Origin of the sequence: Thermococcus aggregans, from assembly GCF_024022995.1 — an archaeon.
Taxonomy (GTDB): Archaea; Methanobacteriota_B; Thermococci; order Thermococcales; family Thermococcaceae; genus Thermococcus_A; species Thermococcus_A aggregans.
Genome location: NZ_CP099582.1, coordinates 1,153,245 through 1,179,510 on the forward strand (window position 1 = coordinate 1,153,245; position 26,266 = coordinate 1,179,510).

The following is a 26,266-nucleotide window of genomic DNA, read 5'->3' on the forward strand; positions in this document are numbered from 1 at the left end:
AGAAAAAACCTTAAAAGAAAACGGTGGATGAGATAAAAATGGGAGGATAGGAGGAATGGAAGAGTTTGAAGAGTTTGAGTACCAACCCAAAAGCGTTAAGGAAATTTTCATAGAGATGAAAAACATTGTGGAACTCATGGTTGACCTTGCTTATACGGCAATTCTCTTCGGAGACAAGGAAATAGCCGAAGAAGTACTAGATCTTGAGGAGAGAATGGATTTGCTTAACTACCACCTAATGACCCATGCTGTTTTGGCAGCAAGGAGCCCAAAAGAGGCGGAGCAGATAACCTCCCTTCTCCAGATGGCAAACTCCATAGAGGACATCTCAAACGCCGCTGGAGACCTTGCAAAAATGGTTCTTGAAGGGGTTGAACTTCATCCGGTGATTACAGAGGCAATTATGGAAAGTGAGGAGGTAATAACAAAAATCCCCGTATCTGGCGATTCGGTTATTGTGGGAAAAACACTTGGGGAGCTTGATCTAGCCACGAATACCGGTGTTTGGATAATAGCCGTCAAGAGGGGCAAGAGGTGGATTTTTGCTCCGGATAAAGACTTCAAGATAAAGCCGGGAGATATTTTGATTGGAAGGGGAACTCATACTTCCGTTGAACACCTTAAAGAAATCGCCAGAGGGGCTATCAGGGTGGTTGGTGATGAAAGAGCTTGAAGAGATAAAGGATTGTCTCATAGAAATGAAAAACCTCTCTTCCCTTATGGTCGACCTTGCCTTCTCCTCTGTCATGTACAATAGCGAAGACATAGCTGATGAAGTATACCTTCTTGAAGAAAAGATGGACGAGCTCACGTTAAAAGTTAAGAAACTTGCCCTGAGAGCAGCTAAACATGAAGAAAACCCTGAAAAGCTTCTCAGTATAATTGAAATGGCAACAATAAATGAGCAGATAAGCGATTCCGCTTATGAGATAGCCGACATTGTTCTTAGAGATGTTGAGCCCCACCCCATAATAAGGAAAATAATGCACGACGTTGAGGAAGAAATAGGGCGCATAAAGGTGAACAAGGGATCAATACTTATAGGGCAGTCTTTAAAACAGCTCAAGCTTCCGACAAAAGTGGGTGTAAGGTTGATTGCAATAAAGAGGAACGGAAGGTACATCTACAACCCCTCTAAGGACGAGAAAATTAAAGAGGGGGACATATTGATAGCCGTAGGCTCAGGAATTGACCGTCTGAGGGAACTCTCCAACGAAAAAGGTGAGGAAGGGGAATTTATAGAGGAGGAATAATTATAAACCCTTCCAGTTATTTCTTTTGGAAAGAAAATGGAGGCTTTGACATGAAAGTAGAAGGATTTGTGGCAAGTTTAAAAAACGCTGAAAGTATTGAGGAGCTTTTTAATATCCTTGAGGAAAAGGGTGCGCCCCTTGTAGAGCTTGATGACCAGAAGATCCTTGTGGTTGTTGAAGGGGACTTTGAGGGGAAGCCATTTTGGACTGAAATAAACGGTAAAAAGGCCAACTTTGCCCTTGGAGATGCGATGTTAAACTCCGCGAGTTTCCCCTTTAAGTGCAAGAAGCCCTACACCGGTGGAAACGCTATCTTTGTGAACTTTGAGAACATAGAAAGTGACGAATTCCTAGTTGCTTACAGGTCAGACGATACCACAAGGGCATTTCACGTAAAAGATTCCAATGTTGAGAAGATCGATGAAAAGAAATATGAAGAGCTTATTCCCAAGATGGGGGAGTTCAAAGTTAAGGGCTTCTCCGAAGAGCAGATGGACATGATGGGTGCTTTCTTTGGTTAAGCCCATGGCACTTTTGTTTTTATTTTCCATATTCCAAGAAGCTTTCTTGATCCCCAGGTTGCCTGTATTTCAAACGCCGCTATCATGTCTTCATAGACATCTATTAAATTAAAGGAGTTTCCAAATGGGTTTCTATGGAGCTCCCAGCTTATTGATCCAGCGTTTATTATGGGTGTTTCTTCAACTTTTATCCCAAGCGTGTTGCCCCCGTGCCCGGTTAAGACTAAATTCGCTTTTTCGTCGGTTAGTATCTTCAATACGTTGCCCCCATCTTCCAAGAACCCTATCTCCCTGCTCTTGGGTATCGGTATTATGTTGTGGTGCATTATAACAACCCTAAACTTTTCTTCGTGTTCCCTTAAGTGTTTCCTTAAAATCCTCTGGCCTATTCTTCCTACAACGCCTATCGGGGTTTCATATTGTGCTGAAATTATTGGTATAAACACAAAATCGCCGAGTTCTACAATATCTGGCTCCCCAAAATACTCATTGAAAAGATCGTAGCCAAGGTAGGTAATATCGTTGTGGCCAGGCACTATAATCTTTTTCGGCTTAATCTTTTCCCAGAATTCATAGGCTTTTGCATAATATCTCTCAGTTCCAACATCTACTATATCTCCACAGTGTATAACTAAGTCTGGCCTATACTTCTCGTTAATAGCCTTAATCGCATTTTCCAAAACCCTCTCTCTAAAGTAAACCCTATCCGATACATTGCTCTCGCTCATCTGAACTATTCTCAGCAATCTCTTTTTCTTTGGGACGAAGATTCTTTGCTTTCTGGTTTTAAAGTCTCTCTGGATTACCTCTCCTGTAACTCGCTTTATGCTCACTGAAATCTTTCCATCGTTTTTAATTTTGATTATGTTGTAGCTGTTCACATCGCCTTTTCTTGTTTTCCTGCACGAAGTACAACCCGCATTTGCCACAACGAGGCTCTCAACTTTGTAGACGTTGGGAACATGCTTGTGTCCGCAGATGTAAAGGGTGACATCGTGCTTTAGAAGTAAGTCCAGAACGTCCCCTGCATTAAATAAGACGTTCCTCTCTCTTCCCGTATCGGGGAGGGGAATTAGATGATGATGGGCAGCAACAATCTTGAATTTTTTGTGCGAATATTCCTCAAGCTTTTCTTTGAGCCATTTAAACTTGTATCCACCTATTCTTCCATCGCTTAAGTCCGGGATTGTTGAATCAACCCATATGATAACGAGATCTCCTTTTTCGTAAACCCCATTTAGAGGCCCTATGTATTTCTCAAAGAGCTCGTAGCCCACGTTCCTTGCATCGTGGTTTCCGGGGACGACTATTAGAGGTTTCTTGATCTTTTTTAGTTCATAGCTTGCCCTCTCGTACTCTTCCCTCAGTCCCTCGTTTGTTACATCTCCAGTATGAATAACTATGTCATAATCAAGTGTGTTGATTTCGTTGGCTATTAAGTCGTAGGCGTATCCCTTGTAAGCCTCCCCACTGGTTATGTGCGTGTCGCTTATGTGGGCTATCTTCATAGTTTCTCACTCCGCCGCTATTGAAGTTTCCAGCTTTCTTCTACTTGCCTCAAGCAGATCACTTAGCGTAAAGATTCCGACAACTTTTTCTCCTTCTCTAACCAGCATGTGCTTTATTCTTTTTGCCGCCATAATCTTCAGAACTTCCTTTAGAGGGGTATTTGTATCTACAGTAATGAGTTCTTTTGTCATAATCTCCTTTACGGGGGTCGTATAGGGCAAGCCGGGGACGATAACCCTTCTAATAACATCGCTTTTTGTGAAGAAACCCACTACGTTGTCTTTTTCGTCAATAACCACGAGAGAACCGATGTCAAACTCCACCATAACCTTACAGGCCTCTTGAACGGTATCGTTGGGTCTTACGCCTATGAGCTTCTTCGTCATATAAACTTTAATGGGGGCGTTTTCATCCATGGGACTCACCATAAGAAGCTCTCAAACACTAGTTAGCCTAGGAAAATAAAAGAGTTTTGTCATTAAATTGAAAGCTTGATACCTTTTTCCTTAAGCCGTTTTGGTATTTCCTCCATAAGATGGCTCATTATAGCGTTTATAGATTTTTCAAGCTCCACATTTTCTATAATCGGAATTCCGTATTCTTTCGCTTTCTCTATTAGATAATCCTGGATGCGCAGTATGTTGTCGATGTTCTTCACGTAGTACTCGGCGGGTCTAAGGCTGTATCGAGCCCTTTCATGAAATCTCGCTTCAAGCGACTCGCTGTTTTTCACGGTTATCAAGTACATAAAGCTCCTGTCATTCAAATTTACATAGCCCGGAACAAGGTGTATGCCCTCTATTATTGTATTGAAACCCTCCTTATATGAACGCTCTACGACGGCGTTCACTCCCACTGTTACATATCTAACTTGGCTCTCAAATCCATATATGAGCGGATCTACATCTTTTGGTAGGTTTCTGAGTTCTCTCCATGCCAGGAATGAGGAGGTATGGATTGCTGGCAGTAGATCTTTGCTTATTATCTTCCTCATGACCTCTCTAACGGTGTCAGTCCCTATGACGGTTCTAATTCCAAGTCTAAAAGCTAACTCCGTTGCAAGTGTGGACTTTCCAACTCCGGTCGCTCCTCCGAGAAGGATTATCATTGGGTACTTCAGCCTTCTAAGCTCGTGCCAGAAGAGGTATTTCTTAGCGGCATCTTTAAGCCCATGCTCCAGCAGCTTCTCATATGTTATCCTTCGAATCTCATCTTTGGTAATGACCTTTACGTTCTTTTTCTCAAGTTCCTTCACTATCTCAGCCGCTATTGAATATGCTATTCCCACATCGACACCGGTTGATGTTATTGATCTTGTCAAGATTCCCCGCGAAAAGGGTATCTTGGTCTTCTTTTCGGGATCAACGACGATTATCATTTGCCCTCACCTTTGAGCTCTCTCCCAATCCTCAAAACTGCCTCTCTTAAGTCCTTGCCGTCTATATTTATCGGTTCATTGTCTAGGTATATTACATCCTTTCCTGCCTTAAGGGCTTCTTTTGTGACAACATCTACGGCTGCCGCTTTTAGTTCCACTATAACAGCATCGTAGTTAGCAAAGCGCTTTAAATCTTCCCTGAGCTTTGCCCTGTTTGCTAAGTTGGAGCTCTTTCCAACTATTTCTGCTCCATAGTTATTTTCCAGATATGCTGCAGCCTTCTCAAGCCCCTCTGGCGGTGCGGTCATAACAAGGAGGGCTTTTTTGCCCTCTACTTCTCCCAGTGGTCTTGGTCTAAAGGCCGTTAAATGGATATCGGCTTCTGGGTTTATATCTCTTAGAACCCTATTGAGTTCTTCGAGCTTATCTTTACTTACCATGTCAGCCAGAGTAACAACAATTAAATCCGCTAGCCCTACCCTGAAGGGACCAAAATAGCTCTTTATGAACTCAATCCTCTGGGTTGCTCCAACGACAGTTATGTATTTGTCCGCTTTAACTGCAGGGAAAGTCGCACCACTTCCCTCCAGTATTACTATGTCCCCTTCAAGTTTTTCTGCAAGCTTTACTCCTTTATCAACTATGTCAAAAAAGCTGAAACCTGCCATTCCTCCTCCACATCTTCTACATCCAATAGTTAGAACCCTAGCTGTTAGGGCGTCTTCAAAATGGTCAGAGGCTGCATGCTTTCCAGAGTCCGCAATTTTTACCAAAAACTCGGGAGTTATCTCTATCTTGTTACCCTCAATTATCTCGGGCTCTTTCGGTCCTCCTCTACCCATGGTAACAATTATGGGCTTTGCAATTTCCTTTAAAGTCCTCGCAACAAAACCACTTACCGCTGTTTTTCCCACTCTCTTTCCAGTGCCAAGTATTGTGAGGCTTGGTTTGTTAATTTTAATCATTTCCTTTGGAGAGAACTCAAAATCAGCACCTCTGTATCTTACGCTGTGCTTTAAGAGTATTGCTGCTATTCTAAAGCGGTCTTCATAGTTCAGCACGGGCTCATCGCTGAGGTCAATAACTTCTTCAATATCGTTCTCCCTAATAGCCCTCTCAATTTCGATAAGGTAATTCTCGCCATAATACAGCTTAACACCTATTTTTTCCTCTAATGAGTTTATATCCCCTATTTTTTCCGTACCTCCCAAGAATACCGCACAGCACACATCTCCGAGCTGTTTTATAGCCCATGCGGTTACATCAGGATAGTGCTCACCATCAATAAGCACCATTCTCATTTTTCCACCCTTAGAAGTTTAAGTTAAAGTAGGTATAAAAACCCTTCTGGGTTAAGCAAATTGACTTAACTTTAACATAGGCATTTACTCAAAATGTTTAAATGCCCCAAAGTTTGAGTATCCTTCGGTGGTGTCATGAAAAAGATGTCGCTAGTCATTCTAGGGGTTCTCATTTTTGCGGTGATTGCAAGCGGCTGCATAGGAGGGAGCGAAGTTAAAGACAGCGGCACGAGAAGTGTCTCTTCTTCAGGAGAAACGGGGCTTAAAAAGGCAACTTTGAAGATTTTCCATGCTGGTTCTCTAAGTGAGCCGTTAAAAGACGTTGGTGAGGCTTTTAGGGAGTATGCTAAAACTATTGGCTACGACGTGGAGATTCAAGCAGAAGCCAGTGGAAGCGTCATGGCCGTTAGAAAAGTCACTGATTTGGGGAAAAAAGCAGATATAGTGGTTGTGGCAGATTACACCTTAATCCCCCAATTGCTGGTGCCGGATTATACGGATTTTTACGTTCTTTTTGCGACCAATGAAATAGTCATAGCCTTTACCGACAAGAGCAAATATTCCGATGAGATTAACTCGGACAACTGGTACGAGATCTTAGCTAAACCCGATGTTTCATTCGGTTTTAGTGACCCAAATCAAGACCCCTGTGGCTATCGGAGCGTTATGGTGATGAAGCTTGCTGACCTCTATTATGGAAAGTCGATTTTTGAAACCCTGGTAGAGAAGAACACAAACATCTATGCCGAAGGAGACCATATAATCGCCCCAAAGGATATTCAAATTAAAACCGACAAGGTTGTTATAAGACCAAAGGAGACCGATTTAACAGGTTTGGTGGAGAGCGGCAGCTTGGACTACTATTTCATTTACAAAAGCGTTGCGATGCAGCACAATCTGAAATTCATCGAACTGCCCAGGGAGATTAACCTGAAGGACTTTGCCCTAGCGGAGCATTATGGTCAAGTGTCGATAACGCTGGGCTCGACGGGAAAAACGATTAAAGCAAAGCCGATTGTTTACGGGGTAACGGTTTTAGGGGATGCTCCCAATAGGGAGCTCGCTTTGGCCTATCTAAAGTTCTTGCTGAGCGAAAAGGGCAAAGAGATTTTTGAGGAAAATTACCAGGATTTCATATGGCCACCTGTGGGGTTTGGAAACATCCCAAAGGAGATTAGGGATGAAGTAAAGATCGAAGGCTAAACTTTTTAATTTCCTTTTCAGAGGTGAGGACATGAGGGACTACGTAACATGGTTCTTCGCTCTGCTCGGCACGTTCTTTGTTCTGTACATACTTCTTCCATTAGCTGTTATTGTGACCAAGCAACTCCTAGACTTGGAGATGTTAATAAATGCACTCCACGACGATCTCGTAATTGAGGCGCTTAAAAACTCTCTCCTCACTTCTACAGCCACGATGCTGATTTCTCTCTTTTTTGGAGTCCCACTAGGCTATGTCCTTGCGAGGAAGGACTTTAAGGGCAAAAGCTTTGTTCAGGCCGTTGTTGATGTTCCCATCGTTATTCCCCATTCCGTCGTTGGCATAATGCTCCTCACGACATTTTCCAGCAGGATTCTGGACAGCTATCTTGGGATAATCATGGCAATGCTCTTTGTTTCTGCCCCTTTTACAATCAATGCCGCTAGGGATGGATTTCTGGCTGTGGATGAAAAGCTTGAGCATGTAGCAAGAACGCTCGGAGCGAGCAAGCTGAAGGCGTTCTTTACGGTATCTGTTCCAATTGCAATGCCTTCTATTTTGAGCGGTGCCATAATGACGTGGGCAAGGGCGATAAGCGAAGTTGGAGCAATCCTTATTATCGCCTACTACCCCAAAACTGCACAGGTTCTGGTGATGGAGTATTTCAACAACTACGGTTTGAGGGCTTCAAGGCCAATTTCCGTTATCTTGGTGCTGCTGAGCCTTAGCATCTTCGTTGTTTTAAGGTGGTTCGTGGGGAGGTCGAAAAATGCTTAGGGTTGAAAAAGTCAGCAAGGACTGGAAAGAGTTCAAGCTTAGAAATATTAGCTTTGAAGTTAAGGAGAATGAATATTTCATAATTTTGGGCCCTAGTGGTGCTGGGAAGACCCTTCTCCTTGAGATTATTGCTGGAATATTCATGCCGGATTCTGGAAGGATATTCATGGACGGGGAAGACATAACTTTTCTTCCCCCAGAAAAGAGGAATTTAGCTTATATCCCTCAGAACTATGCTCTTTTCCCTCACATGAAGGTTTATGATAACATAGCCTACGGATTAAAGCTTAGGAAGATTCCAAAAAACGAAATCGACAGAAAGGTCAAGGAAATCGCAGAAACCCTTGAAATCTCCCACCTCTTGCATAGGAAACCGGGAACGCTGAGTGGCGGTGAGGCTCAAAGAGTGGCTATTGCAAGGGCTCTAGTATTGGAACCGAGGGTTATACTTCTCGACGAGCCATTTGCGAACTTGGATCCCCAAACGAGGGCTAAGCTTATTCAAGAGATGAAAAGATGGAGAAAAGAACTTAACTTTACGGCTTTGCACGTGACACACTCGTTTGAAGAGGCTGTCAGCTTGGGGGATAGGGTGGGAGTAATGCTTAATGGAACGTTAATTCAAACTGGAGAAGTTAGAGAGGTTTTTTCCAAGCCTAAAAACGAGGAAGTAGCCAAGTTTCTCGGGTTTGAGAACATAATTGAGGGCGTTGCAGAGGGAAGAGTCTTAAGGGCAAATGGAATTTCAATAGAACTGCCGGTTGAGGTTAAGGGGAAGGTAAGGATCGGTATCAGGCCAGAGGACATTGTGATATCAAGCGAACCCATAAAAAGCTCTGCAAGAAATGAATTCAAGGCAAGGGTTTTGACGGTTGAAGATTTAGGCTCTCTTGTAAGGCTAACTCTTGAGGTTGGTGGAATTCAGCTTAGGGCGTTCATCACTCGTTCTTCTCTGGTAGAGATGGGAATTGAAGAGGGAAAAGATGTTTACCTGAGCTTTAAAGCAACGGCGATTCATGTCTTCTAATGTATGCAGGTATGCATAAGTGCTTTTATTTGTCTTTTAACGACCTTTTCTTTACATATGGCAAGCCTTTTATATCTATGAAATCCTTTTCATAACCGGTGAGAACATGAAAAAGCTAACGTTGGCCGAAGCGAGTGCAATGCTTATAGGAACTCAAATTGGGGCGGGTGTATTGGGGTTACCATATGCGTTGAAAGACGCTGGAATCCTCGGAGTATTGGTAGTTATTGTAGCTGGATTAATGACGCTTTTGACGGCTTTGTTTGTCCTTGAAGTTGCTGCCAAAAACCCAGGGAAAAGCCTTTCAAAACTTACCGAGGAGCATTTAGGTAAAGTAGGTGGCGCTTTAATGTTTCTCAGCATCTCCGCTTTGGCATACGGGGCTCTTATAGCTTACATTGCTGGAAGCTCTGAGATTATACATTCCTTGACAAACATTAAGCCCGAAATCGCAGCCCTAATCTTTTGGGGTTTAATGAGCGCAATAGTTTTTATGGGTATTAAGGCTTCCGGAGAGGCTGAGTTAACTCTTTCTCTGGTCCTTCTTTTGGCTCTTGCACTCTCGATAGCCCTTGTTTTGGGCAGAATTGAGAGGGATAATTTGTTTACTTTCAACACTTCTGCGGCTTTAAATGGCTTGGGTGTAGTAATTTTTGCCTATGTAAGCCATATGGTAATCCCTGAGCTCTTTAAAGGGTTGAAAGATGTAAAAACCACAGCAAAAGCTGTTTTTATAGGTTATCTCGTCCCAATGGTCTTTTATGCGTTGTTCGTTCTTTCGTTTGTGGGAGCATTTGGCTCAAATACTCCCGAACTTGCAACAAGTGCACTTGAAAGGTTATATGGAAATCTGGGCAGAATTTTGGGTCTTGTTTTGCCCCTTGCGGCAATATGCACGAGTTATATAGGCATAGCCCTTGCAGGAATGGACAACATAAAAGAGGTTCTGAGAGTAAATAAGGTTCATGCATGGATATTAACAGTATTTCCACCGCTGATAGTGTACTTCCTCGGCCTTAAGAGCTTTGTAAATGCCCTGTGGCTTGCCGGCACTTTTGGTGGACTGCTATATGCAGGAATACTGCCAACTGCAATGTACCTAAAGGTAAAAAGAGAACAGAAGGGCTTCCATCTGGATGTGCCTCATTGGGTAGCTTACTTCTCTGGAGTGATTTTTTTAATGCTTTTCCTCTATTCAATTGCCTCTTTGGCGTGAATTTTATATTTTACAACGTATCTCCCTTTTTCAAAGTCTTCCTCGCTTTCTAAAATCTCTACTGGCTCCACATGCAGCCCAAACTCTATAGCTTCCCATTTTATGTCATCGAAATAGTCAAACAATCCACAGGTCTTGCAGAAGGAGCCTCTAAACTCTATTACAACCTCGTCGTTCGTTGTCTCTATTATCTCTGCCTGAGCCTTGCTTCCGTGAAGTCTGTTGAACTCTCCAACCGCTCTTTTAAGCTTCTCCATGGACATCTCCGCTAGAGTTTAGTTTCGCATTTTTAAACGATTTTGTTCGATAATCGCATCAAAATTTTTAAGATTCTGGTATGTATGATGAACGAAGGGCAATGATAAGGTTTGCAAGTAGGGAATACAGCGATGAGGAAATCTATGCAATACTCGATAAGCCTATTGGAGAGTGGTTTAGGCGCAAATTTGGGACGTTCACGCCTCCTCAGAGATATGCAGTTGTTGAAATCCACAAGGGGGAAAACGTCCTCATATCCTCACCAACTGGTAGTGGAAAAACTTTATCCGCTTTTCTCGCTGCTATAAACGAGCTTGTTCTTCTTGGAAAGGAGGGCAAACTTAAGGATCAAATTTACGTTCTCTATGTTTCTCCCCTAAGGGCTTTGAACAACGACATACGGAGGAACCTTGAGGAGCCTCTGAAGGAGATAAGAGAGGTATACAAGGAGTTTGGGTACGAGCTGCCAGAGATAAGGGTGGCTGTGAGGACTAGCGATACATCAAGTTATGAAAAGCAGAAGATGACAAAGAAGCCGCCCCATATTCTGATAACTACCCCGGAAAGCCTTGCCATAGCTCTCAACGCCCCTAAATTCAGCCAGAGGTTAAAGACTGTCAAATATGTTATCATTGATGAAGTCCATGCCTTGGCTGAGAACAAGAGAGGGAGTCACCTAACCCTAAGCTTGGAAAGGCTTCAAAATCTTGCCGGGGATTTCGTTAGAATCGGCCTAAGCGCAACAATACATCCCCTTGAGGAAGTTGCCAAGTTTGTCTTCGGTTTTAATGATGACGGCACTCCACGCTCTGGGTTAATCGTTGATGTTAGCTTTGCGAAGCAGACTGAAATCAAAGTTGAGAGCGTTGTTGAAGACCTAGTCTATGCTTCGGCTGAGGAAATCAGTAAAGCTTTGTACAAACGCTTGGAGGAGCTCATAGAGCAGCATAGAACGACGCTGATATTTACAAACACAAGAAGCGGAGCTGAAAGGGTTGCATATCACCTTAAGAAGAGGTTTCCGAAATACGCGGAATTGATCGAAGCTCACCATTCAAGCCTTTCCAGAGACGTTAGGCTTGAAGTAGAGGAGAAATTGAAGAGAGGGGAGCTTAAGGCCGTTGTATGTGTCCCGGGACACATGAAGATGCTTACTTCCAAAGGGATTAAGAGAATAGACAAGCTTATCGGTAATGAGGAGATAATCGGGATTGAGGACACAAAAAGTAGCTTTGTAAGATTCAAGGGCGTTCACAAGATTAAATACAACTCTGAGGGAATAAGACTCAAAACAAAGCTTGGCTTTGAAGTTGAAGCCACAAAAGGACACAAGTTTCTCACAATAAAATATGGGAAGCCTGCTTGGATTGAAGCGGGGAAGCTCAAGCCTGGGGACTACATTGGGATTTTGCGCAGGTTGCCAAGTTTAGAAGAAGAAATTTCCATTTTTGAAATCCTTCCAGATTCCGCTTACTTACATTTGCGAGCTGAGTTTTTAGAAGAGCTAAAGAAGAACATTCAGGCTAAATTTGGTTCGATTAAGGCCTTTGCAAGGAAACTGAATGTGAGTGAGAGCTACTTATCAAGGCAGCTTAGGGGTGAGTATTCCTTTAGATGGTGCAAACTAAAAATGGTTCTTAATGAAGTTAACATGAGCATCGAAGAAAACGATGTTGTGAAAATAACATCCGACAAAAACACTTACGAACTGCCTAAAAGATTCACTCCTGGGATGGCTAGGCTTCTCGGCTTCTGGCTTGCCGACGGTTCATGGAAGAGCAACTCAATAACTCTTTTTTCCAGTGATTTAGAAGTGCTTAGGCGTTATGCCAAGCTTGTCAAAGAAGAGTTTGGGATTAAAGGAGTTATAAGAAGGCAAAACGAAAGCACATATGGGCTTGAAATCCCATTTAGCGTGCTCCTTCGCATCTTTAAAGGGCTTGTGGGGAACAATGGAAGGAAATCTATCGATGGAAGATTTCCAGAGATACTCTACCGCCTTCCAAAAGAGCACAAGATTCAGTTTTTATCTGGTTATTTTGATGGTGACGGATACCTTGAGATAAAAGAGGACAATCGTGTGTATTCGGCTGGCTTCGCTACCTTTAACCTAGAGTTTGCCGAAGGGATACGCAATCTTTTACTCCAGCTCGGAATCGTTGCATCTCTCAGAAGGCGGGACTACAACGAATGCTACTCATTTAAAGGCAAAAAGATAAGAAAGGTCGGAACCTCTTACACCGTCGCAATCTTAGGTGGGGAATATCTACGAAAATTTGGAGAGCTAATAGAGCCTTGGCGTCCTGGGCTTGAAAAAATAAAAAATATTACATCTGGCGGATATTCAAATTCCGATGTAATTCCCGGAATTGGCAATCGTCTCAGGAAAATAAGGGAGAAGCTTGGCATCACGTCATACCAGCTTCAAAAAATGGGGATGTACAATCCTATCAAAGTTGAGCTAGGAACCCGCGAAATCAGCAGGAGAAATTTAGTTAGACTGCTTGACTTTTACGAGAGAATTGCGAGGGAGAGAAACGCTGAGGGTGTACTCTCTGAAATTGAGGAGCTCCAAAAGCTTGCAAATGGAGACATTTTCTTCGATAAAATTGAATCTGTAGAGTCAGTTTTTATCGCGGATGCATATGGCATCTTAGACTCTAAAACAGGAAACTACGTTGTTAACGGCTTCGTCTCAAAAAACAGCTCGACGAGTCTTGAGCTCGGGATTGATATAGGTACAATAGATCTGGTTGTCCTCATCGGTTCACCAAAGAGCGTCAACAGAGCACTTCAAAGAATTGGAAGGGCAGGGCATAGGTTGCATGAGGTAAGTAGGGGGATAATTCTCGTTCTGGATAGAGACGATTTAGTGGAATGCACTGTTTTAGCCCATAATGCGAGAAATAGAAGGCTTGATAGGATTAAAATTCCCCAGAATCCACTAGACGTTCTTGTGCAGCATCTTCTTGGCATGGCCTTGGAGAGAGTCTGGGACATCAATGAGGCCTACAGGCTTGTTAAGAGGGCTTATCCATACCGCAATCTAAGCTTTGACGACTTCATGAGCGTTTTGCGCTATCTCGCAGGGGAATACGCCGGATTAGAAGAGAAGAAAGTCTACGCTAAGATTTGGCTCGATGAAAATGAGGGGAAGTTCGGCAAGAGAGGCAAGATGACGAGGGTGATATACTACATGAACGTTGGCACGATTCCAGACGAGGCAAAAATTGAAGTTTACACCTTGGATAGGCGCTTCATAGGGACTGTTGAAGAGGAATTTGCCGAAAGGCTAATGCCTGGAGACATATTCGTTCTTGCCGGCAGGACGTATGAGTTCAAGAAGTCAAGGGGGAACAGAATATACGTGATACCTAAAGAGGGAGCAAAGCCTACTATCCCGGCATGGTTTTCTGAAATGCTCCCCTTGAGTTTTGATCTGGCTATAGACATTCAAAGGTTTAGAAGGGAAGTCAAGAGCCTCTTAAACAACAAAAGGGCTAAAAGTTTCCTTATGAAGAAATACCAAATTGACGAAAAAGCTGCAAAGGCTATTTTGGCCTATTTCAGAGAGCAGGAAAAATATTCCACAATTCCAGACGATGAGACTCTTTTAGTTGAGGAGGTCTTTGACGAGAAAAGGGCTAAGTACTTTTTCCACACGCTCATTGGAAGAAGGGCTAATGAAGCCCTAAGCAGGGCCTTTGCCTATGTTATCAGCAAAAAGAAGAAAGCCAACGTTGGGATAGCAATAAGCGACAATGGATTTATGCTCATTCTCCCCAAGGAGAAGCCCCTAAACGAGGAAGAAATTAAGGCACTGTTCCAGATTGAGAACTTAAGGGAAACCTTAAAGAGGGCATTGGACAATACGGAGCTTTTAAAGAGGCGCTTTAGGCACGTTGCAAACAGAGGTCTGCTCATCCTTAGGAGATACATGGGAAGAAAGAAGAGCTTAAGCAGACAGCAGTTAAATGCACAAACTCTCTTAAGGCTTTTGGAGAAAAACTATCCCGACTTTCCGCTTTTGAAAGAAACTTACAGGGAGATAATGGAGGACAAAATGGACATAGAAAATGCAGAGCTCTTCCTGAGCTGGGTTAAAAAGGGGGAGATAAAAGTGGTGGTAGAGCATAATGAACTGCCCTCACCTTTTGCCTTTAATCTTGAAGTGATTGGAGCAAGCGACGTTGTGCTCATGGAGGACAGAAGGGAGCTTATTAAGCAGCTGCACAGCAAAATCATGAAGCTAATAGGGGAAAAGGTTTAAATACCATGTTGAGAAGTAATAAAGGGAAGTAAGGTGAGTAAAAAGATACGAATTTTGCTGAACATCCTGTTTATCTTTTTAATATTCTGGACATTGAACTACTGGGAGGAAACTTCCAAAAGGGATCCTCTGCTAGATAGAATATATAGACTTGATCTCAGCCTTGAATGGGATGTAGATGGAATAGGGTTTCAAAATGACACCCTCGTTGTTAAGGTGACATACCATGGATTATCGAGAAACCCAAAAAATGGGAGCTTGCTTTTTATAAGGGATGGAAAGATAGTCAGAAACGTAACGTTACTGCCTTTTGATGATTTTGGAACATTTGATCTCTCAAAAGATGTTATAGCTCTTGGAACCTACAGTATTAAGTGGCTTGATGAATCTACTTTTACTTTTTCTCCGTTTTATCTTATAGCGTATTCTCCTACGGGTTCTGAGCTCTGGAGAAAGGAGTTCAATGTAACTTCTCTAAGCACAGCCGGTGATTTAATTGTGGCAAGGGGTTACGTAAGGAACGGTAGCGTTGTTAAGGTTTTTGACGTACGAGGAAATGAGCTCTGGGGCTTGGCTTTTGGTGAAAATGTCGCCACAAACGGAAAAACCATTGCAGTCACTGAGAAAGGCAAAATTTATCTCTTCTCAAGAGAAGGGAATCTCATAAAAACCATTGAACCGTGGAAGGGAACTGTTGGTTCTGTAGAGCTTACGGATGATGGAAGACTCGTTGTGACTTTCTATTCGAAAGAGGGGTCTTACTTGGGAGTTTATAGTGAAAATGGAAGCTTACTCTGGACGAAGAATTTCTCTCGCATAAGGGATTTTGCGATCTCTCAAAATTATATCTTAGTGTATGATGGTGCACTGCATATACTCGATTGGTCGGGAAAAGTGCTCTGGGATAACACTCGCTATTATCCTTTGTATCCAGAAGTGGGAATAGCATTGGGGAGAATTGCGATTTCTGGGGATGAGAAGTTTATAGCCTACGGGAGTTCTGAAGTGAGCTTAGCAATAAATCCCCTCTTTGATCATGACAAAGACGGCATTATAGACGAAGATGATCCTATCCCCTTTAACAATGGCATTTTCTATAGAGCTCTGCTGACAATTGTCGTGGGCATTGCTGCGATATGGGTAAACAGGAGAGAACTACAAAAGAGTAGGGAAGAAGCGAGAAAAAAGTATGAAGAGATTAAAAACTCCTTAGACTCTAAACTTTAACGTCCAGCGTCTTAGCAACAAAAGCGAGCAGCTCCGTTAGCTCCCTAATCCGGGTTTCAGGCGAAGCTCCCATGTGGCCGCTCTTTGTTTCCACCCTTAGGTAAACCGATGCACCGATGTCTTTGAGCCGCTTTGCGAACTTAAGTGCATGGCCCGGGTGAACCCTATCGTCGTGTAAACCTGTGTAAATGAGCGTCGGCGGATACTTTTGAGGCTTTAAGTTGTGATATGGAGAATATTTGAGTAAAAACTCTCTGTCTTTTGGGTCATCTGGATTGCCGTATTCTGGTATCCAAACGCTGCCAATGTAAAGCTTGTGGAAGCGTAGCATGTCTATAACGGGGTAGCCTATTAAAGCGACATCCATAAGGTCAGGCCTCTGTGTCAGCACGGCTGAAATCAAAAGTCCGCCGTTGCTTCTTCCCCATGCCGCAACCTTGTATCCCTCTTTTTTGAGTTTTTCAAGAACCGCCATGAAATCGTCAAACACGTTCTGCTTGTTCTCTCTCATTCCAGCCCTATGCCATTCCTCACCGTACTCGGAACCGCCACGGAGGTTTGCCATCACAAAGGTTCCGCCGCGCTTTATGAATGGGATCACATGCGGGAAGAACCTTGGCTTTAGTGCGATGTTAAATCCTCCGTATCCAAAGACCCATGCCTTTCTGTCGTCTTTCTCTCCTCTAACGATGAAGTAGTGAATCTTGGTTCCGTCTCTGGAGGTTGCAAAGTCTTCGCCGACTTTAAAGTCTCCTTCAACCTTTACTTCACTCACAACTTCGAGCTTTTCATCAAATTTATACAATCTATATGGAACTGTGAAGCTCTCGTATCTGAGCAGGGCTTTTTTGCCATCGCTGTCCAGCGGATACACCTGTCCCGGCACATCAAAAGTTATCTCATCCAATAATTCGCCATCCAGCGTAAAGAGCTTCAGCATTGACGATGCATGAACCATGTAGCCGGCAAGTATCTTTCCGTTTACAATAATCGCCCATTCCAACGGGAACTCTTCCTCCGCTATTACCTCCTTTGCCCCTTCGCCGTCTAATGCTATGACCTTTCCAAGCCCTTTGCCCTCTCTTGTGTATATGTAAAGCTTTCCATCGACGTAGTCTATTGGGTAGGCCGGGACTTCGCTTGAATACACTTTTTTCCATTTTTCCGGCTCTTCAAGGGGTCCAAAGTAAATGTCTGCCTTGTTCCATCCAAAGCTCACGGTAAGCATTGCCCATTTTCCGTCGGTGCTCTTTTGGAGGTTCATGAAATAGCCTGAGACAAGCCCTTCACCAAAGATCATTTCTTCTTTTTCTTCCTTCTTAAGGAATATCCTTTCTGCTGGAGCGGGAACTCCGTCTGGTGTTTCTCCCTTCCTGTAGAAGCGGGCAAAGTAATAACCATTCTCAAGGAAGACAATGTTCCGTATTGAGGGCTTTATTTCTTCAATAATCTCTCCGCTTTCGAGGTCTATTATTCTCGTTATTCCTTCGTCGGCACCACCAATTGAGAAGGTGTAAGCTAACTTTTTGCTTTTTTTGTCTCCTATGAACCCCTGAAGAAGGACTTCATCGTTAAGCTCTTTTTCGAGTTCCTTTGAATCAACTATTACCTCCCCGCTCTCAAGGACCTTGATAGCCTGCCTTCCCCCTTCATTTACCTGTACAATTGTTCCCTTCTCGGTGATTTGAGCTCTCACAATGTTTGGAAGGTAGTAGTATTCTCTTACCTCTTCAATAAGCTTCTCGGGTAAATCTCCGATAAACTCTCTAAAGCGTGTGTTTTCCTCTTGGACAAATTTTAGAACTCTCTCGTCCTTTAGGTTTTCCATCCAGATGTAAGGGTCTTCCATGTTCATCACCTATTAGATATGGGGATTAGCGTTGTTAAATGTATCGCTACGCTCAACCTTTAAATATCTCCTCGCCTAATAATTTCTTAGGTGGTTTTATGATAATTCGGGGAAAAGTGGTTGGCAGTGAAGTCCCTCGCTTTAAGCACAGATGGTTTGGGATTCTCGAAGTTGAGAGTAATGGAGAAAAGTATAAGCTCTATATGAGCGGCATTGCTCAATGGCTGATAACGGGAGATGAAGTGGAAATACACACCAAGAATAAGCCCAAAAAGGGCAATGTGCTCGACTTTGATGATTACGAACTCTATAAATTTTATGAAGGAGAGAAAATAAAGGTCTGGCCAGTTTGGGAGAAAGAATACGAAGCAAAGCGCTTTTCTCCCCTAACTGGTGAACTTCTTTACACTTATAGAATAAAGGCAAGAGAAGCAACTTATGAAAGCGATTTTGAGGCAATAGCAGAGCTCGAGCAGTACCACTACGCATCACAAAAGGAGAAAGTCGCATTATGGAGATGTGAAGAAGGGCATATATTTGAGGCAAACACAAAACAGGCTTGCCCTGTCTGCGGAAATGAAAAAGTCCATATCCTTGAGATTAAAGGTTCAACACCAGCATCACGCTTCCTAATTCTTGAACTTGAGAACAGAGAGGAATATGAACCGAGGATTCTGGCGTATGTGAGGGTTGACCCTCCGATTCCGCTGATGCACCGCCGCTTGCCCAATGGAGAGATAGAAAAGAACATAAGGGAGAAGGTTTTCCCGGAGGAGTGGTTTAAGCCCTCTTTCTGGCCAGAAAGAATTATGAAAGAACTTTACGAGGAACTGAAGAAGAAGCACAGTAAAAAGGTTGCACGCCATCTGCTGTGGGAGAAAGCAAAGTGGCAGGCTTTAAGAGAAAGCAACACCGCTGGAGCTAGGATAGCGAGGGTAGTTGTTCATCCGGATTATAGAAGTGATGGACTTGGACAGCTCAGCGTTAAAGCTGCCCTTGACTGGATAAGTGAAAGAAGAATCCCCGAGATGAGAAAGAGAAAGCACATTGTAGAGACCATAGCACAAATGGCGCGCTTCAATCCGTTCTTTGAGAAGGTTGGTTTCAAGTTTCTCTGGGAGACCGCAAGCGGGAGGCCCGTACTTTTCTATCCCTTAACAGATGAAGCTAAGGAATACATCGAAAGGTTCCTCAAGGAGGATCCATACGCTCCCAAGGATGGGAGACTGTGGAGGCCGAGCTACGGGAAGGTCGAGCCTTTAAAGGGGCCGATAGTCTTTAAAAACGTCAGCAAGGTTTTTGAAAGCGAACTGGATATAAAAGGCCTTCCAGAGGAGATAAAGTTCCTTTTGGAGGCTTTTGGGGTCAGACATAGGGTAATACAGAGACCGGTCTTGAGGAATTTGAACTTCGAAATTAAGCCCGGCGAAGTAATTGCGGTAGTTGGGGCCAGCGGGGCTGGAAAAACGACTTTAATTAGGCTTGTCCTCGGAGCTGCACTGGGTTATTGGGATGAGAAATATAGGCCCAGCAGTGGAGAAATCAAAGTGCCGGATAATGTTAGAGTTTCAGCATTGTTGCCGGGAGAGCAGGAGCCCATCTTTGGTAGCGAAAGCATTTTGGAGCACGTTTACAGGAAAATAGGGGATTTAAACGCAGCTGTCGAAGTTCTAAACCGCTCTGGGCTAAGTGATGCCGTACTTTATAGGGCAAAGTTCAGCGAGCTTTCAACGGGTCAAAAAGAGAGGGCAAAAATAGCATCCCTACTTGCAGAAAAGCCGAACCTTTTACTCATTGATGAATTTGCGGCACACCTCGATACTCTCACCGCAATGAGGGTTGCCAAGAAAGTGAGCGAAATTTTGAGAGAAGCTGGGATAACTGCTTTGATAATAACCCATAGACCAGAGGTCGTTAAGGCTTTGGACCCCGATAAAGTCCTTTTTGTTGGCTATGGAAGTGCAAAGTTAACTGATCAATTTTGACCACATTTTTCTTTTCCTTTGACCACACTATATCTAATTGAGGTGGTGATTATGATTGAAGTTGTTGAGAGAGAGTACAAATTAAGTGAAGGAACAACGCTGAAAATTGGAAACGTAAATGGCACCATAAAGATTGAGGGGTATGATGGAGATACAATAAAACTCAAAGCGGAGAAAAAATGGGGGCTTTTGGGTGCGGAACCAAAAATAAAGGTAAGAAAGGAAGGAAACATGCTTGTGATTAAAACTGAACATAAAAGGAGCTTTGGTATAAACATTGGAGAAAGTGCCGTTAACTTTGAAATCATGGTTCCTAAGGGAATAAAGATCGAGAAAGTCGGGACCGTTAATGGCTTAATAAGCATCAAAGGCGTCAGGGAAATTGGAAAGGTATCGACTGTGAACGGTAGAATATCACTTGAGAGCTGCTTTTTTGAAAAAGCTTCAACCGTAAATGGGTCTATAAAAACCGTTTTCTCAATGATAAAAGGAGACAGCACGATTTCGACTGTAAATGGGAACATTGAAGTTTATATTCCCAGAAAGGCAGATGCGGAGATAAAAGCGAGCACTGTTAATGGAAAAATAGCCTCTGAGCTTCCGGGAGAGCTTTCAAAAACGCCTTTCCATGGGCCAAAGTCATTTGAAGCAGTTCTTGGGGAGGGGAAGTATAAGATTAAGATTTCGACTGTAAACGGGAGCATAGCTATTAAAGCACTATGAGCAGATCAAAAACTACCGAACCAATCCAGTGAAGAAGGAAGCTTGGCAGAAAGCTCTTGCTCTTTAAATCAATTTTTGCAAAAACTACTCCTGCTATGAACGAGTAGGGAAGTTCCAGTGGCGGCTTGCCTACGTGAACGAGAGTGTAGGGGATGTTTTGAGCCATTATGCCAAGCCACTCGTTTTTCTTAGCAAGAGGAAAGAGAATAATTCCACGGTAAAACGCCTCATGGGCAAACATAATAACGCCAATTAAAATCTCCTTGAAGAGAAAATCTCCCCAAGAGGTGTAGGTAAATATCGGATAATAAGCCCTGAAGCTTTCCAGCCGGGATGCGTAAATGCTTACGGGAAGGGAGAGAACGAAAAGGGCAAGTGCCGAGGTATAACCCTCTTTTCTTCCTATTTTAAAACCAAGCTCGTGGGATTTGAAGCCAAGTAGATAAGCAACTGCTAGAGGTATGAAGACGTAGAAAAGGGCATCATAAAAGGCCCACTCATAGATGTTTTTCCCGACTTTCTGGTTGAGAAATATAAGAAAGATTGAAGTCAGGTAGAGGGCTACGAGTTTCAACTTGCACACCTACAGGTATAAGGTTACGAGAGGGTTAAAAGCTTCTCTTCCTACCTGAATTCCTCCGTCTGTAAACCTAATGGCGATATCCAGTGGTCTAGCATAGGATATTCTTCTATTAATTCTTACTCCCACCTCATCTTGAAATGTCCCTCTGTTTATCCGTGCGAGGTTGTCATATAGAAGTGTAATGAAGTTTCTGTAGTCGTGCATCTCGTCTAAGAACTCTTTTTGCTCTGGGTTCAGCTTGGGATATATGTATCTCATAAAAAACGACTCAAACTCTGATCTACTCTCCAGAGAGTAAGCAAACAACAGCTTGTAGAACTCTTTGTTTTTGCTGCGAAATGTGGACTCAATGTATGGCAGAGCTCTTCCAAATATTCTTGCCAATACTTTGTACTCTGATATTTTAGACTCTATTCTAAATTCTCCACCGTGTATTTCCAGTTTAATAAACTTGCTGCTTTCATATTCAAGATATATCTCCTCATAGCATATTGTAACTCCTATGGGTGGTTTTCGCATTAGCTTTAAGATTTCCTGTAGTTTTTTTGTAATATACTCTATGCTCCGTGAATTTCCAATATACATGATGTGAGCGTTGTTAAAAGTATACTCTCCCGCGGTATCTGTATCCAGATCAAATACTATTGTTTTCTTCCAGGGGGGCATGTTGTATCTGTTAAGTACTTTTAGCTCCAGAAGCGATACTGGAACTTCCTTTTTTACGCCTCCGAAGTATTTCCTAAATACCAGAACTGGATGGTACCCCTTTGAAGGGTTAAATGGGGATATTGGCATATTAACGATCTCTCTAGAAATTTTGATCGCTGATTTTATCTTTTCCTCATACGCTTGACTGAAATGATAGATAAGATCTTTGATAAGCACATCCTCCCGTGTCATGGATCTCCCTTCCACAAGTTCTAAGCCACCAATTAAAAGTTTGACTGTTTAAATAGAACTATATGCGAATATATTCGAAAAAGAGTATAAATTAGGATGAAGAGAAAAGGTTCAGTTTTGTTCTTTTTCTTCGGTTTCCTCTTTTTCTTGAGGCTCTTCCTTCACTTCTTCAGCCTTCTTGGACTCTTCTTTTGTTTCTTCGCTAGTTTCCTTTTCTTCTGACGCTTCTTCTTTTTGTTCTTCTTTCTGCTCTTCTTCGGTCTTTTCTTCGATTTCAACTTCTTCCCTGGCCTCTGGTGGCTTCAAGAGTTCTTCAATAGTTGGCTTGAACTCAACCTTTTCGTATCCCAAGAACTTGAGGTCGCTCTCAAGAAGGATTTCTCCCAAGATAAGGGTTCTTGGGTCTACCTGTTGCTCTCCGAAGTCTATTTTAACGTCGTTTTCGCCCACTTCGATCTGCACTTTTTCGAGGTCTATTCTTGGGATTCTGAGCTCAATTAGGGCTTTCACTTTTTCTATTGGATCCTCTATTTTTTCGACTATCTCAACCTCATAAACGACGGTTTTTCCTGCGTATGGGTGGTTAAAGTCAACCCTAACTCTACCGCTTGAGACGCTTATTACTCTACCTTTGAGCTTCCTTCCGCTCTCTGTTTCGATTTCCACGTCGAGACCGGGGAATGGGTAAATACCCTGCCTCCTGAACTGGCCGATTGTGAATGTCTTTATGAGCTTTGGATCCCTTTTTCCAAATGCCTTTTCTGGTGGAACCTCAATTGTGTATTTCTTTCCGACTTCTAAGCCTTCGAGGGCTTCATCGAGACCCTTTATTACGTGCCCGGCGCCAACCGCTATTGGAACCGGCCCGTAAATTCCATTCTCGTTGTAGATCCCAGCTTCCTTTGCAACATCCTCATAAGTCGTGTCAAATATCTCCCCTGTTTCTTTTATCTTTCCAATGTAGTGGAGCCTTATTACGTCTTTCTTTGCTACTTTCATAATCATAACCTCCCTTTTTCCTTTTTTCAAAAACTGGTTTAGATTATGGACGGGGGTTTTTAAGCTTTGCACTTGCCGGAAGCGATAATCTAATAAAAACTTTGAGGAACTCTCTTTGGGTGAATGAGATGAGAGTTTATAACACTATGTCCAAGCAAAAGGAGGAATTTAAGCCCCTGAGAGATGGCGAGGTTAGAATGTACGTCTGTGGGCCAACTGTTTACGATTACACTCATTTGGGCCATGCAAGGACTTACATAGCGTTTGACGTTATTAGAAGATATCTGGAGCATAAGGGTTATACCGTTTTGATGGTAATGAACTTCACCGATATAGATGACAAGATCATTAAAAGGGCAAACGAAACCGGAGAAGACCCGAAGAAGCTGGCTGAAAAGTTTCTCCGCCTCTTCCTTGAAGATATGAAAGCCCTCAAAGTGAAGCCGGCTGATATTTATCCCAGGGTAACGGAACACATTCAAGATATAATTGAGTTTGTAAAGAAGCTTGAAGAAAAGGGCTATGCCTATGAAGGAAGCGACGGCGTTTATTTTGAAGTCAGAAAATACCAGGACTATGGAAAGCTGAGCAAGATAAATCTTGAGGAGCTTAGAAAGGGTGCCAGAGTTGAGCCCGGAGAAGGGAAGAAAAATCCAGAGGACTTTGCCTTGTGGAAGAAAGCTAAGCCCGGCGAACCTAAATGGCCTTCCCCATGGGGTGAAGGAAGACCTGGCTGGCACATAGAATGCTCCACCATGAGTACCAAGTACCTCGGTGAGCAGTTCGACATTCACGGAGGCGGAAATGACCTTATCTTCCCGCACCATGAAAATGAGATAGCCCAGACAGAGGCATGCACGGGCAAAGAATGGGTGCGCTACTGGCTTCACACAGGTTTTGTAATGGTAAGAGGGGAGAAAATGAGCAAGAGCCTTGGAAACTTCGTTACAATCAGAGAACTCCTCCAAAAGTATTCGCCCGAGGTCATAAGGTTCTTCGTCCTCCAAAAGCACTACCGCTCTCCGTTGGATTACACTGAAGAGGGAATTCAACACGCAAAGAACAACCTTGAGAGGCTTTACAACACACTCGAAAACATAAGAATAGCCCTTGAAAAGGCAGAAACGCCGTTTAAATGGGACAAGGAGGAGTTTGAGCTTTATGAGACAATAAGGGACGCGAGAAAGAAGTTCTATGAAGCAATGGACGATGACTTTAACACGGCTGAGGCAATGAAGCCAATATTCGAGGTTGCGAATGCCGTAAACAGATACTTGGAAAGGGTCGAAAAGCCCAAGGAAAGCGTGCTTAGAAAAGCCCTTGAGTTCTTCAAGATGGTGAGTGAGGTCTTTGGTATCTTCGAGGACTACTTCAAAGAGTCCAAGGAGACAAAAGAAGAAGAGTTAATAGAGCTCCTAGTTGAAGTAAGGTCAGAGCTTAGAAAACAGAGAAACTTTGAGCTTGCAGATAGAATAAGGAGCAAGCTCAGGGAGCTTGGAATTCAGCTTGAAGACACACCTCAAGGAACGATCTGGAAAAGGATAGAGGTTTAGCGAAGTCTGCTTCGGATAAAAAGGAAAGTAATCTCATTTCACTCCTTTTTCCTTTTGAACTCTGCTAAGAGCTCCTTTGCTGCCTTTACCATTTCTTCGAGGCTTGCTTTTTCGTGGGATATTCCAATGGTTATCTTTGCGTTTGTCGTTGCGTATGAGAAATAAAGCGTATTGCCCTTGCTCTCGGCGAAAAACTGCTCTACTGTGGTCTCTTCTTCTACCCCTTCATCTCCTTCTTCTGCAGCTGTGACTTCGTTTGGCAGGTCTTCAAAGAGCATTGGTTTTGGCTTCACTTTCACCACCGGCTATAGTCGGAGTGAAAATTCTTAAATATCATTTCGATGAAAATCTTAATGGTGCTGCCTATGGATGTTGTCGAACTTCTCTCAGAACTGGTAAAATTTGACACAACGAACGACCCAACAAGGGGGATAAAGCCACCAAAGGAGTGTCCAAAGTTCATCTTGGATACCCTCAATTCGTGGGGGATCGATGCGCAGTTGATTGAAAAGGATGGCTACTATGCGGTCTATGGAGAAATAGGAGAAGGGAATCCAAAAATACTTTTCATGGCACATTTTGACGTTGTTCCTGTAAACAGAGATGAGTGGGAAACTGAACCTTTTGAGCTTACTATCAAGGGAAACAGAGCTTATGGAAGAGGAAGTGCCGATGATAAGGGAAACGTTGCTTCAATAATGCTAGCACTAAAAGAGCTTTCAAAAATGAACCTTAAGGAAAAGGTTCTATTCGCATTTACCGGTGACGAAGAAATCGGTGGAGCTTTGGCAATGCACATTGCGGAGAAGCTGAAGAACGAAAATAACCTTCCCGAGTACATGGCAAATGCAGATGGCATCGGTATGAAGCCCATAATACGCAGGAGAAAAGGGTTTGGAGTTACAATAAGCATACCTTCTGAGAAAGTAAAGCTTAGGGGAACTGTAAAGGAGAGGAAATTTAGGGTAAGTACACCAATCCTTGAGACGAGACACGCTGCTTATTTCCTTCCCGGGGTTGATACCCATCCGATGATAGCGCTGTCACACTTTTTGAGAAACTCAAACGTTCTGGCAGTTTCTCTTGAAGGGAAATTCATTAAGGGAAACGTTGTGCCGAGTGAAGTGACCCTCAAATACCTCGAGCCCGGAGAAGGGGACGAGGTCGAAGTGGATATTGGTTTAACAAGGCTTCTAAAGACCATAGTCCCATTGGTGAGGGCACCGATAAAAGCCGAGAAATACAGTGATTGTGGAGTCTCGATAACTCCCAACCTCTATTCATTCAGCGAGGGTAAGCACGTTTTAAGGCTTGACATAAGGGCGATGAGCTATTCCTCTGAGGACATCGAGCGGACTCTGGAAGAAGTGATTGCCTTCAACATCCCTGAGGCAGAGCTTGCTGTGAAAAGCAACGAGAAAGCGGGGTATCTCTTCACTCATCCAGAAGACGAAATAGTAAAAGCAATGCTTGAAACGCTTGAAAAGTTTGGGGAGAAAGCGGAACCCGTAGAAGGCCCTGGAGCTGCTGACTCCAGGTTCTTCACACCGTATGGGGTTAAGGCAATAGACTTTGGTCCTAGGGGCGGCAACATTCATGGACCAAATGAATATGTTGAGTTAGATTCGCTCAAACTTCTTCCAGAAGTGTACAAAGAGGTTGCACTTAGGTTGATTGGAGGATAATTTTGGTTCTTTTTTTCTATTTCTCTTGTGGGAAAAGCTTAAATATTTCTT

The 26,266-nt window shown here is 43.2% G+C and carries 23 protein-coding genes; 13 read left to right on the forward strand and 10 right to left on the reverse strand.

Features of this window, described 5'->3' with window-relative positions:
* The first annotated feature begins 55 nt into the window (after positions 1 to 55).
* From NF865_RS06385 to NF865_RS06395, 3 genes are read left to right on the forward strand one after another with little or no spacing between them, the layout of a single operon-like run.
* Entirely contained in the window at positions 56 to 673 is a 618-nt protein-coding gene (locus NF865_RS06385; RefSeq protein ID WP_253303935.1) for a potassium channel family protein, read from the forward strand.
* Positions 660 to 1,253: a potassium channel family protein gene (locus tag NF865_RS06390; RefSeq protein WP_253303936.1), complete on the forward strand. Its 594-nt coding sequence runs from the start codon at positions 660 to 662 to the stop codon at positions 1,251 to 1,253. Before NF865_RS06385 ends, NF865_RS06390 begins: the two co-directional genes overlap by 14 nt.
* Before the next feature lie 50 nt (positions 1,254 to 1,303).
* Positions 1,304 to 1,774, forward strand: a complete 471-nt coding sequence (locus NF865_RS06395; protein WP_253303937.1) for a hypothetical protein — start codon at positions 1,304 to 1,306, stop codon at positions 1,772 to 1,774.
* Here the strand turns inward: NF865_RS06395 and NF865_RS06400 are convergent.
* From NF865_RS06400 to NF865_RS06415, 4 genes are all read right to left on the reverse strand, one after another.
* The gene (locus tag NF865_RS06400; protein ID WP_253303938.1) at positions 1,771 to 3,282 is read right to left on the reverse strand and encodes a metallophosphoesterase family protein; all 1,512 of its coding nucleotides are present in this window, start codon (positions 3,280 to 3,282) and stop codon (positions 1,771 to 1,773) included. The genes NF865_RS06395 and NF865_RS06400 overlap by 4 nt on opposite strands.
* A gap of 6 nt (positions 3,283 to 3,288) precedes the next feature.
* On the reverse strand, positions 3,289 to 3,699 hold the full coding sequence (locus NF865_RS06405; RefSeq protein ID WP_253303939.1) for a CBS domain-containing protein: 411 nt from the start codon (positions 3,697 to 3,699) through the stop codon (positions 3,289 to 3,291).
* Between the two features lie 62 nt (positions 3,700 to 3,761).
* Positions 3,762 to 4,661: a 2-phosphoglycerate kinase gene (locus NF865_RS06410; RefSeq protein ID WP_253303940.1), complete on the reverse strand. Its 900-nt coding sequence runs from the start codon at positions 4,659 to 4,661 to the stop codon at positions 3,762 to 3,764.
* The gene (locus NF865_RS06415; RefSeq protein ID WP_253303941.1) at positions 4,658 to 5,962 is read right to left on the reverse strand and encodes a 2,3-diphosphoglycerate synthetase; all 1,305 of its coding nucleotides are present in this window, start codon (positions 5,960 to 5,962) and stop codon (positions 4,658 to 4,660) included. The genes NF865_RS06410 and NF865_RS06415 overlap by 4 nt, the downstream gene beginning before the upstream one ends.
* 135 nt (positions 5,963 to 6,097) lie before the next feature.
* Between NF865_RS06415 and wtpA the strand changes: the two genes are divergently transcribed.
* The 4 genes from wtpA to NF865_RS06435 all read left to right on the forward strand — a co-directional run bounded on the left by wtpA (position 6,098) and on the right by NF865_RS06435 (position 10,183).
* Positions 6,098 to 7,165 (forward strand): tungstate ABC transporter substrate-binding protein WtpA, encoded by a 1,068-nt coding sequence (wtpA, locus tag NF865_RS06420; RefSeq protein ID WP_253303942.1) that lies wholly within the window; start codon positions 6,098 to 6,100, stop codon positions 7,163 to 7,165.
* Positions 7,166 to 7,196: 31 nt separating this feature from the next.
* Complete coding sequence (gene wtpB / locus NF865_RS06425) at positions 7,197 to 7,940, forward strand: tungstate ABC transporter permease WtpB (RefSeq protein WP_253303943.1); 744 nt, start codon at positions 7,197 to 7,199, stop codon at positions 7,938 to 7,940.
* Positions 7,933 to 8,967 carry a tungstate ABC transporter ATP-binding protein WtpC gene (gene wtpC / locus NF865_RS06430; protein ID WP_253303944.1) on the forward strand — a complete coding sequence of 345 codons (1,035 nt, stop codon included), beginning with the start codon at positions 7,933 to 7,935 and terminating at the stop codon, positions 8,965 to 8,967. Before wtpB ends, wtpC begins: the two co-directional genes overlap by 8 nt.
* A 106-nt stretch (positions 8,968 to 9,073) precedes the next feature.
* Positions 9,074 to 10,183, forward strand: coding sequence for an aromatic amino acid transport family protein (locus NF865_RS06435; protein ID WP_253303945.1), 1,110 nt, complete (start codon positions 9,074 to 9,076; stop codon positions 10,181 to 10,183).
* Here the strand turns inward: NF865_RS06435 and NF865_RS06440 are convergent.
* Positions 10,159 to 10,440 carry a hypothetical protein gene (locus tag NF865_RS06440; RefSeq protein ID WP_253303946.1) on the reverse strand — a complete coding sequence of 94 codons (282 nt, stop codon included), beginning with the start codon at positions 10,438 to 10,440 and terminating at the stop codon, positions 10,159 to 10,161. The genes NF865_RS06435 and NF865_RS06440 overlap by 25 nt on opposite strands.
* Before the next feature lie 101 nt (positions 10,441 to 10,541).
* Here NF865_RS06440 and NF865_RS06445 point away from each other — a divergent pair, with 101 nt between their 5' ends.
* Both NF865_RS06445 and NF865_RS06450 read left to right on the forward strand, forming a co-directional pair.
* The gene (locus tag NF865_RS06445; RefSeq protein ID WP_253305596.1) at positions 10,542 to 14,711 is read left to right on the forward strand and encodes a DEAD/DEAH box helicase; all 4,170 of its coding nucleotides are present in this window, start codon (positions 10,542 to 10,544) and stop codon (positions 14,709 to 14,711) included.
* Between the two features lie 33 nt (positions 14,712 to 14,744).
* Positions 14,745 to 15,938 (forward strand): outer membrane protein assembly factor BamB family protein, encoded by a 1,194-nt coding sequence (locus NF865_RS06450; RefSeq protein ID WP_253303947.1) that lies wholly within the window; start codon positions 14,745 to 14,747, stop codon positions 15,936 to 15,938.
* Here the strand turns inward: NF865_RS06450 and NF865_RS06455 are convergent.
* A complete protein-coding gene (locus tag NF865_RS06455) occupies positions 15,928 to 17,787 on the reverse strand; it encodes a prolyl oligopeptidase family serine peptidase (protein ID WP_253303948.1) in 1,860 nt (619 codons plus the stop codon). The genes NF865_RS06450 and NF865_RS06455 overlap by 11 nt on opposite strands.
* A gap of 98 nt (positions 17,788 to 17,885) precedes the next feature.
* On the opposite strand from NF865_RS06455, the gene NF865_RS06460 reads away from it, so the two are divergent.
* Positions 17,886 to 19,772, forward strand: a complete 1,887-nt coding sequence (locus NF865_RS06460) for an ATP-binding cassette domain-containing protein (protein WP_253303949.1) — start codon at positions 17,886 to 17,888, stop codon at positions 19,770 to 19,772.
* Between the two features lie 51 nt (positions 19,773 to 19,823).
* Entirely contained in the window at positions 19,824 to 20,495 is a 672-nt protein-coding gene (locus tag NF865_RS06465) for a DUF4097 family beta strand repeat-containing protein (protein ID WP_253303950.1), read from the forward strand.
* Here the strand turns inward: NF865_RS06465 and mrtA are convergent.
* The 3 genes from mrtA to NF865_RS06480 all read right to left on the reverse strand — a co-directional run bounded on the left by mrtA (position 20,482) and on the right by NF865_RS06480 (position 22,980).
* A complete protein-coding gene (mrtA, locus tag NF865_RS06470; RefSeq protein WP_366513773.1) occupies positions 20,482 to 21,078 on the reverse strand; it encodes a CPBP family archaeomyxosortase MrtA in 597 nt (198 codons plus the stop codon). The genes NF865_RS06465 and mrtA overlap by 14 nt on opposite strands.
* Complete coding sequence (locus tag NF865_RS06475) at positions 21,079 to 21,993, reverse strand: hypothetical protein (RefSeq protein WP_253303951.1); 915 nt, start codon at positions 21,991 to 21,993, stop codon at positions 21,079 to 21,081. It lies immediately after the preceding gene.
* Between the two features lie 96 nt (positions 21,994 to 22,089).
* Entirely contained in the window at positions 22,090 to 22,980 is an 891-nt protein-coding gene (locus NF865_RS06480; protein WP_253305598.1) for a peptidylprolyl isomerase, read from the reverse strand.
* Positions 22,981 to 23,105: 125 nt separating this feature from the next.
* Between NF865_RS06480 and cysS the strand changes: the two genes are divergently transcribed.
* Positions 23,106 to 24,530 carry a cysteine--tRNA ligase gene (cysS, locus tag NF865_RS06485; protein WP_253303952.1) on the forward strand — a complete coding sequence of 475 codons (1,425 nt, stop codon included), beginning with the start codon at positions 23,106 to 23,108 and terminating at the stop codon, positions 24,528 to 24,530.
* Between the two features lie 38 nt (positions 24,531 to 24,568).
* Here the strand turns inward: cysS and NF865_RS06490 are convergent, their stop codons facing one another.
* Entirely contained in the window at positions 24,569 to 24,823 is a 255-nt protein-coding gene (locus NF865_RS06490; protein ID WP_253303953.1) for a hypothetical protein, read from the reverse strand.
* A 72-nt stretch (positions 24,824 to 24,895) separates the two neighbouring features.
* Between NF865_RS06490 and NF865_RS06495 the strand changes: the two genes are divergently transcribed.
* Positions 24,896 to 26,215, forward strand: a complete 1,320-nt coding sequence (locus tag NF865_RS06495; RefSeq protein WP_253305599.1) for a M20/M25/M40 family metallo-hydrolase — start codon at positions 24,896 to 24,898, stop codon at positions 26,213 to 26,215.
* Positions 26,216 to 26,266: the final 51 nt, after the last annotated feature.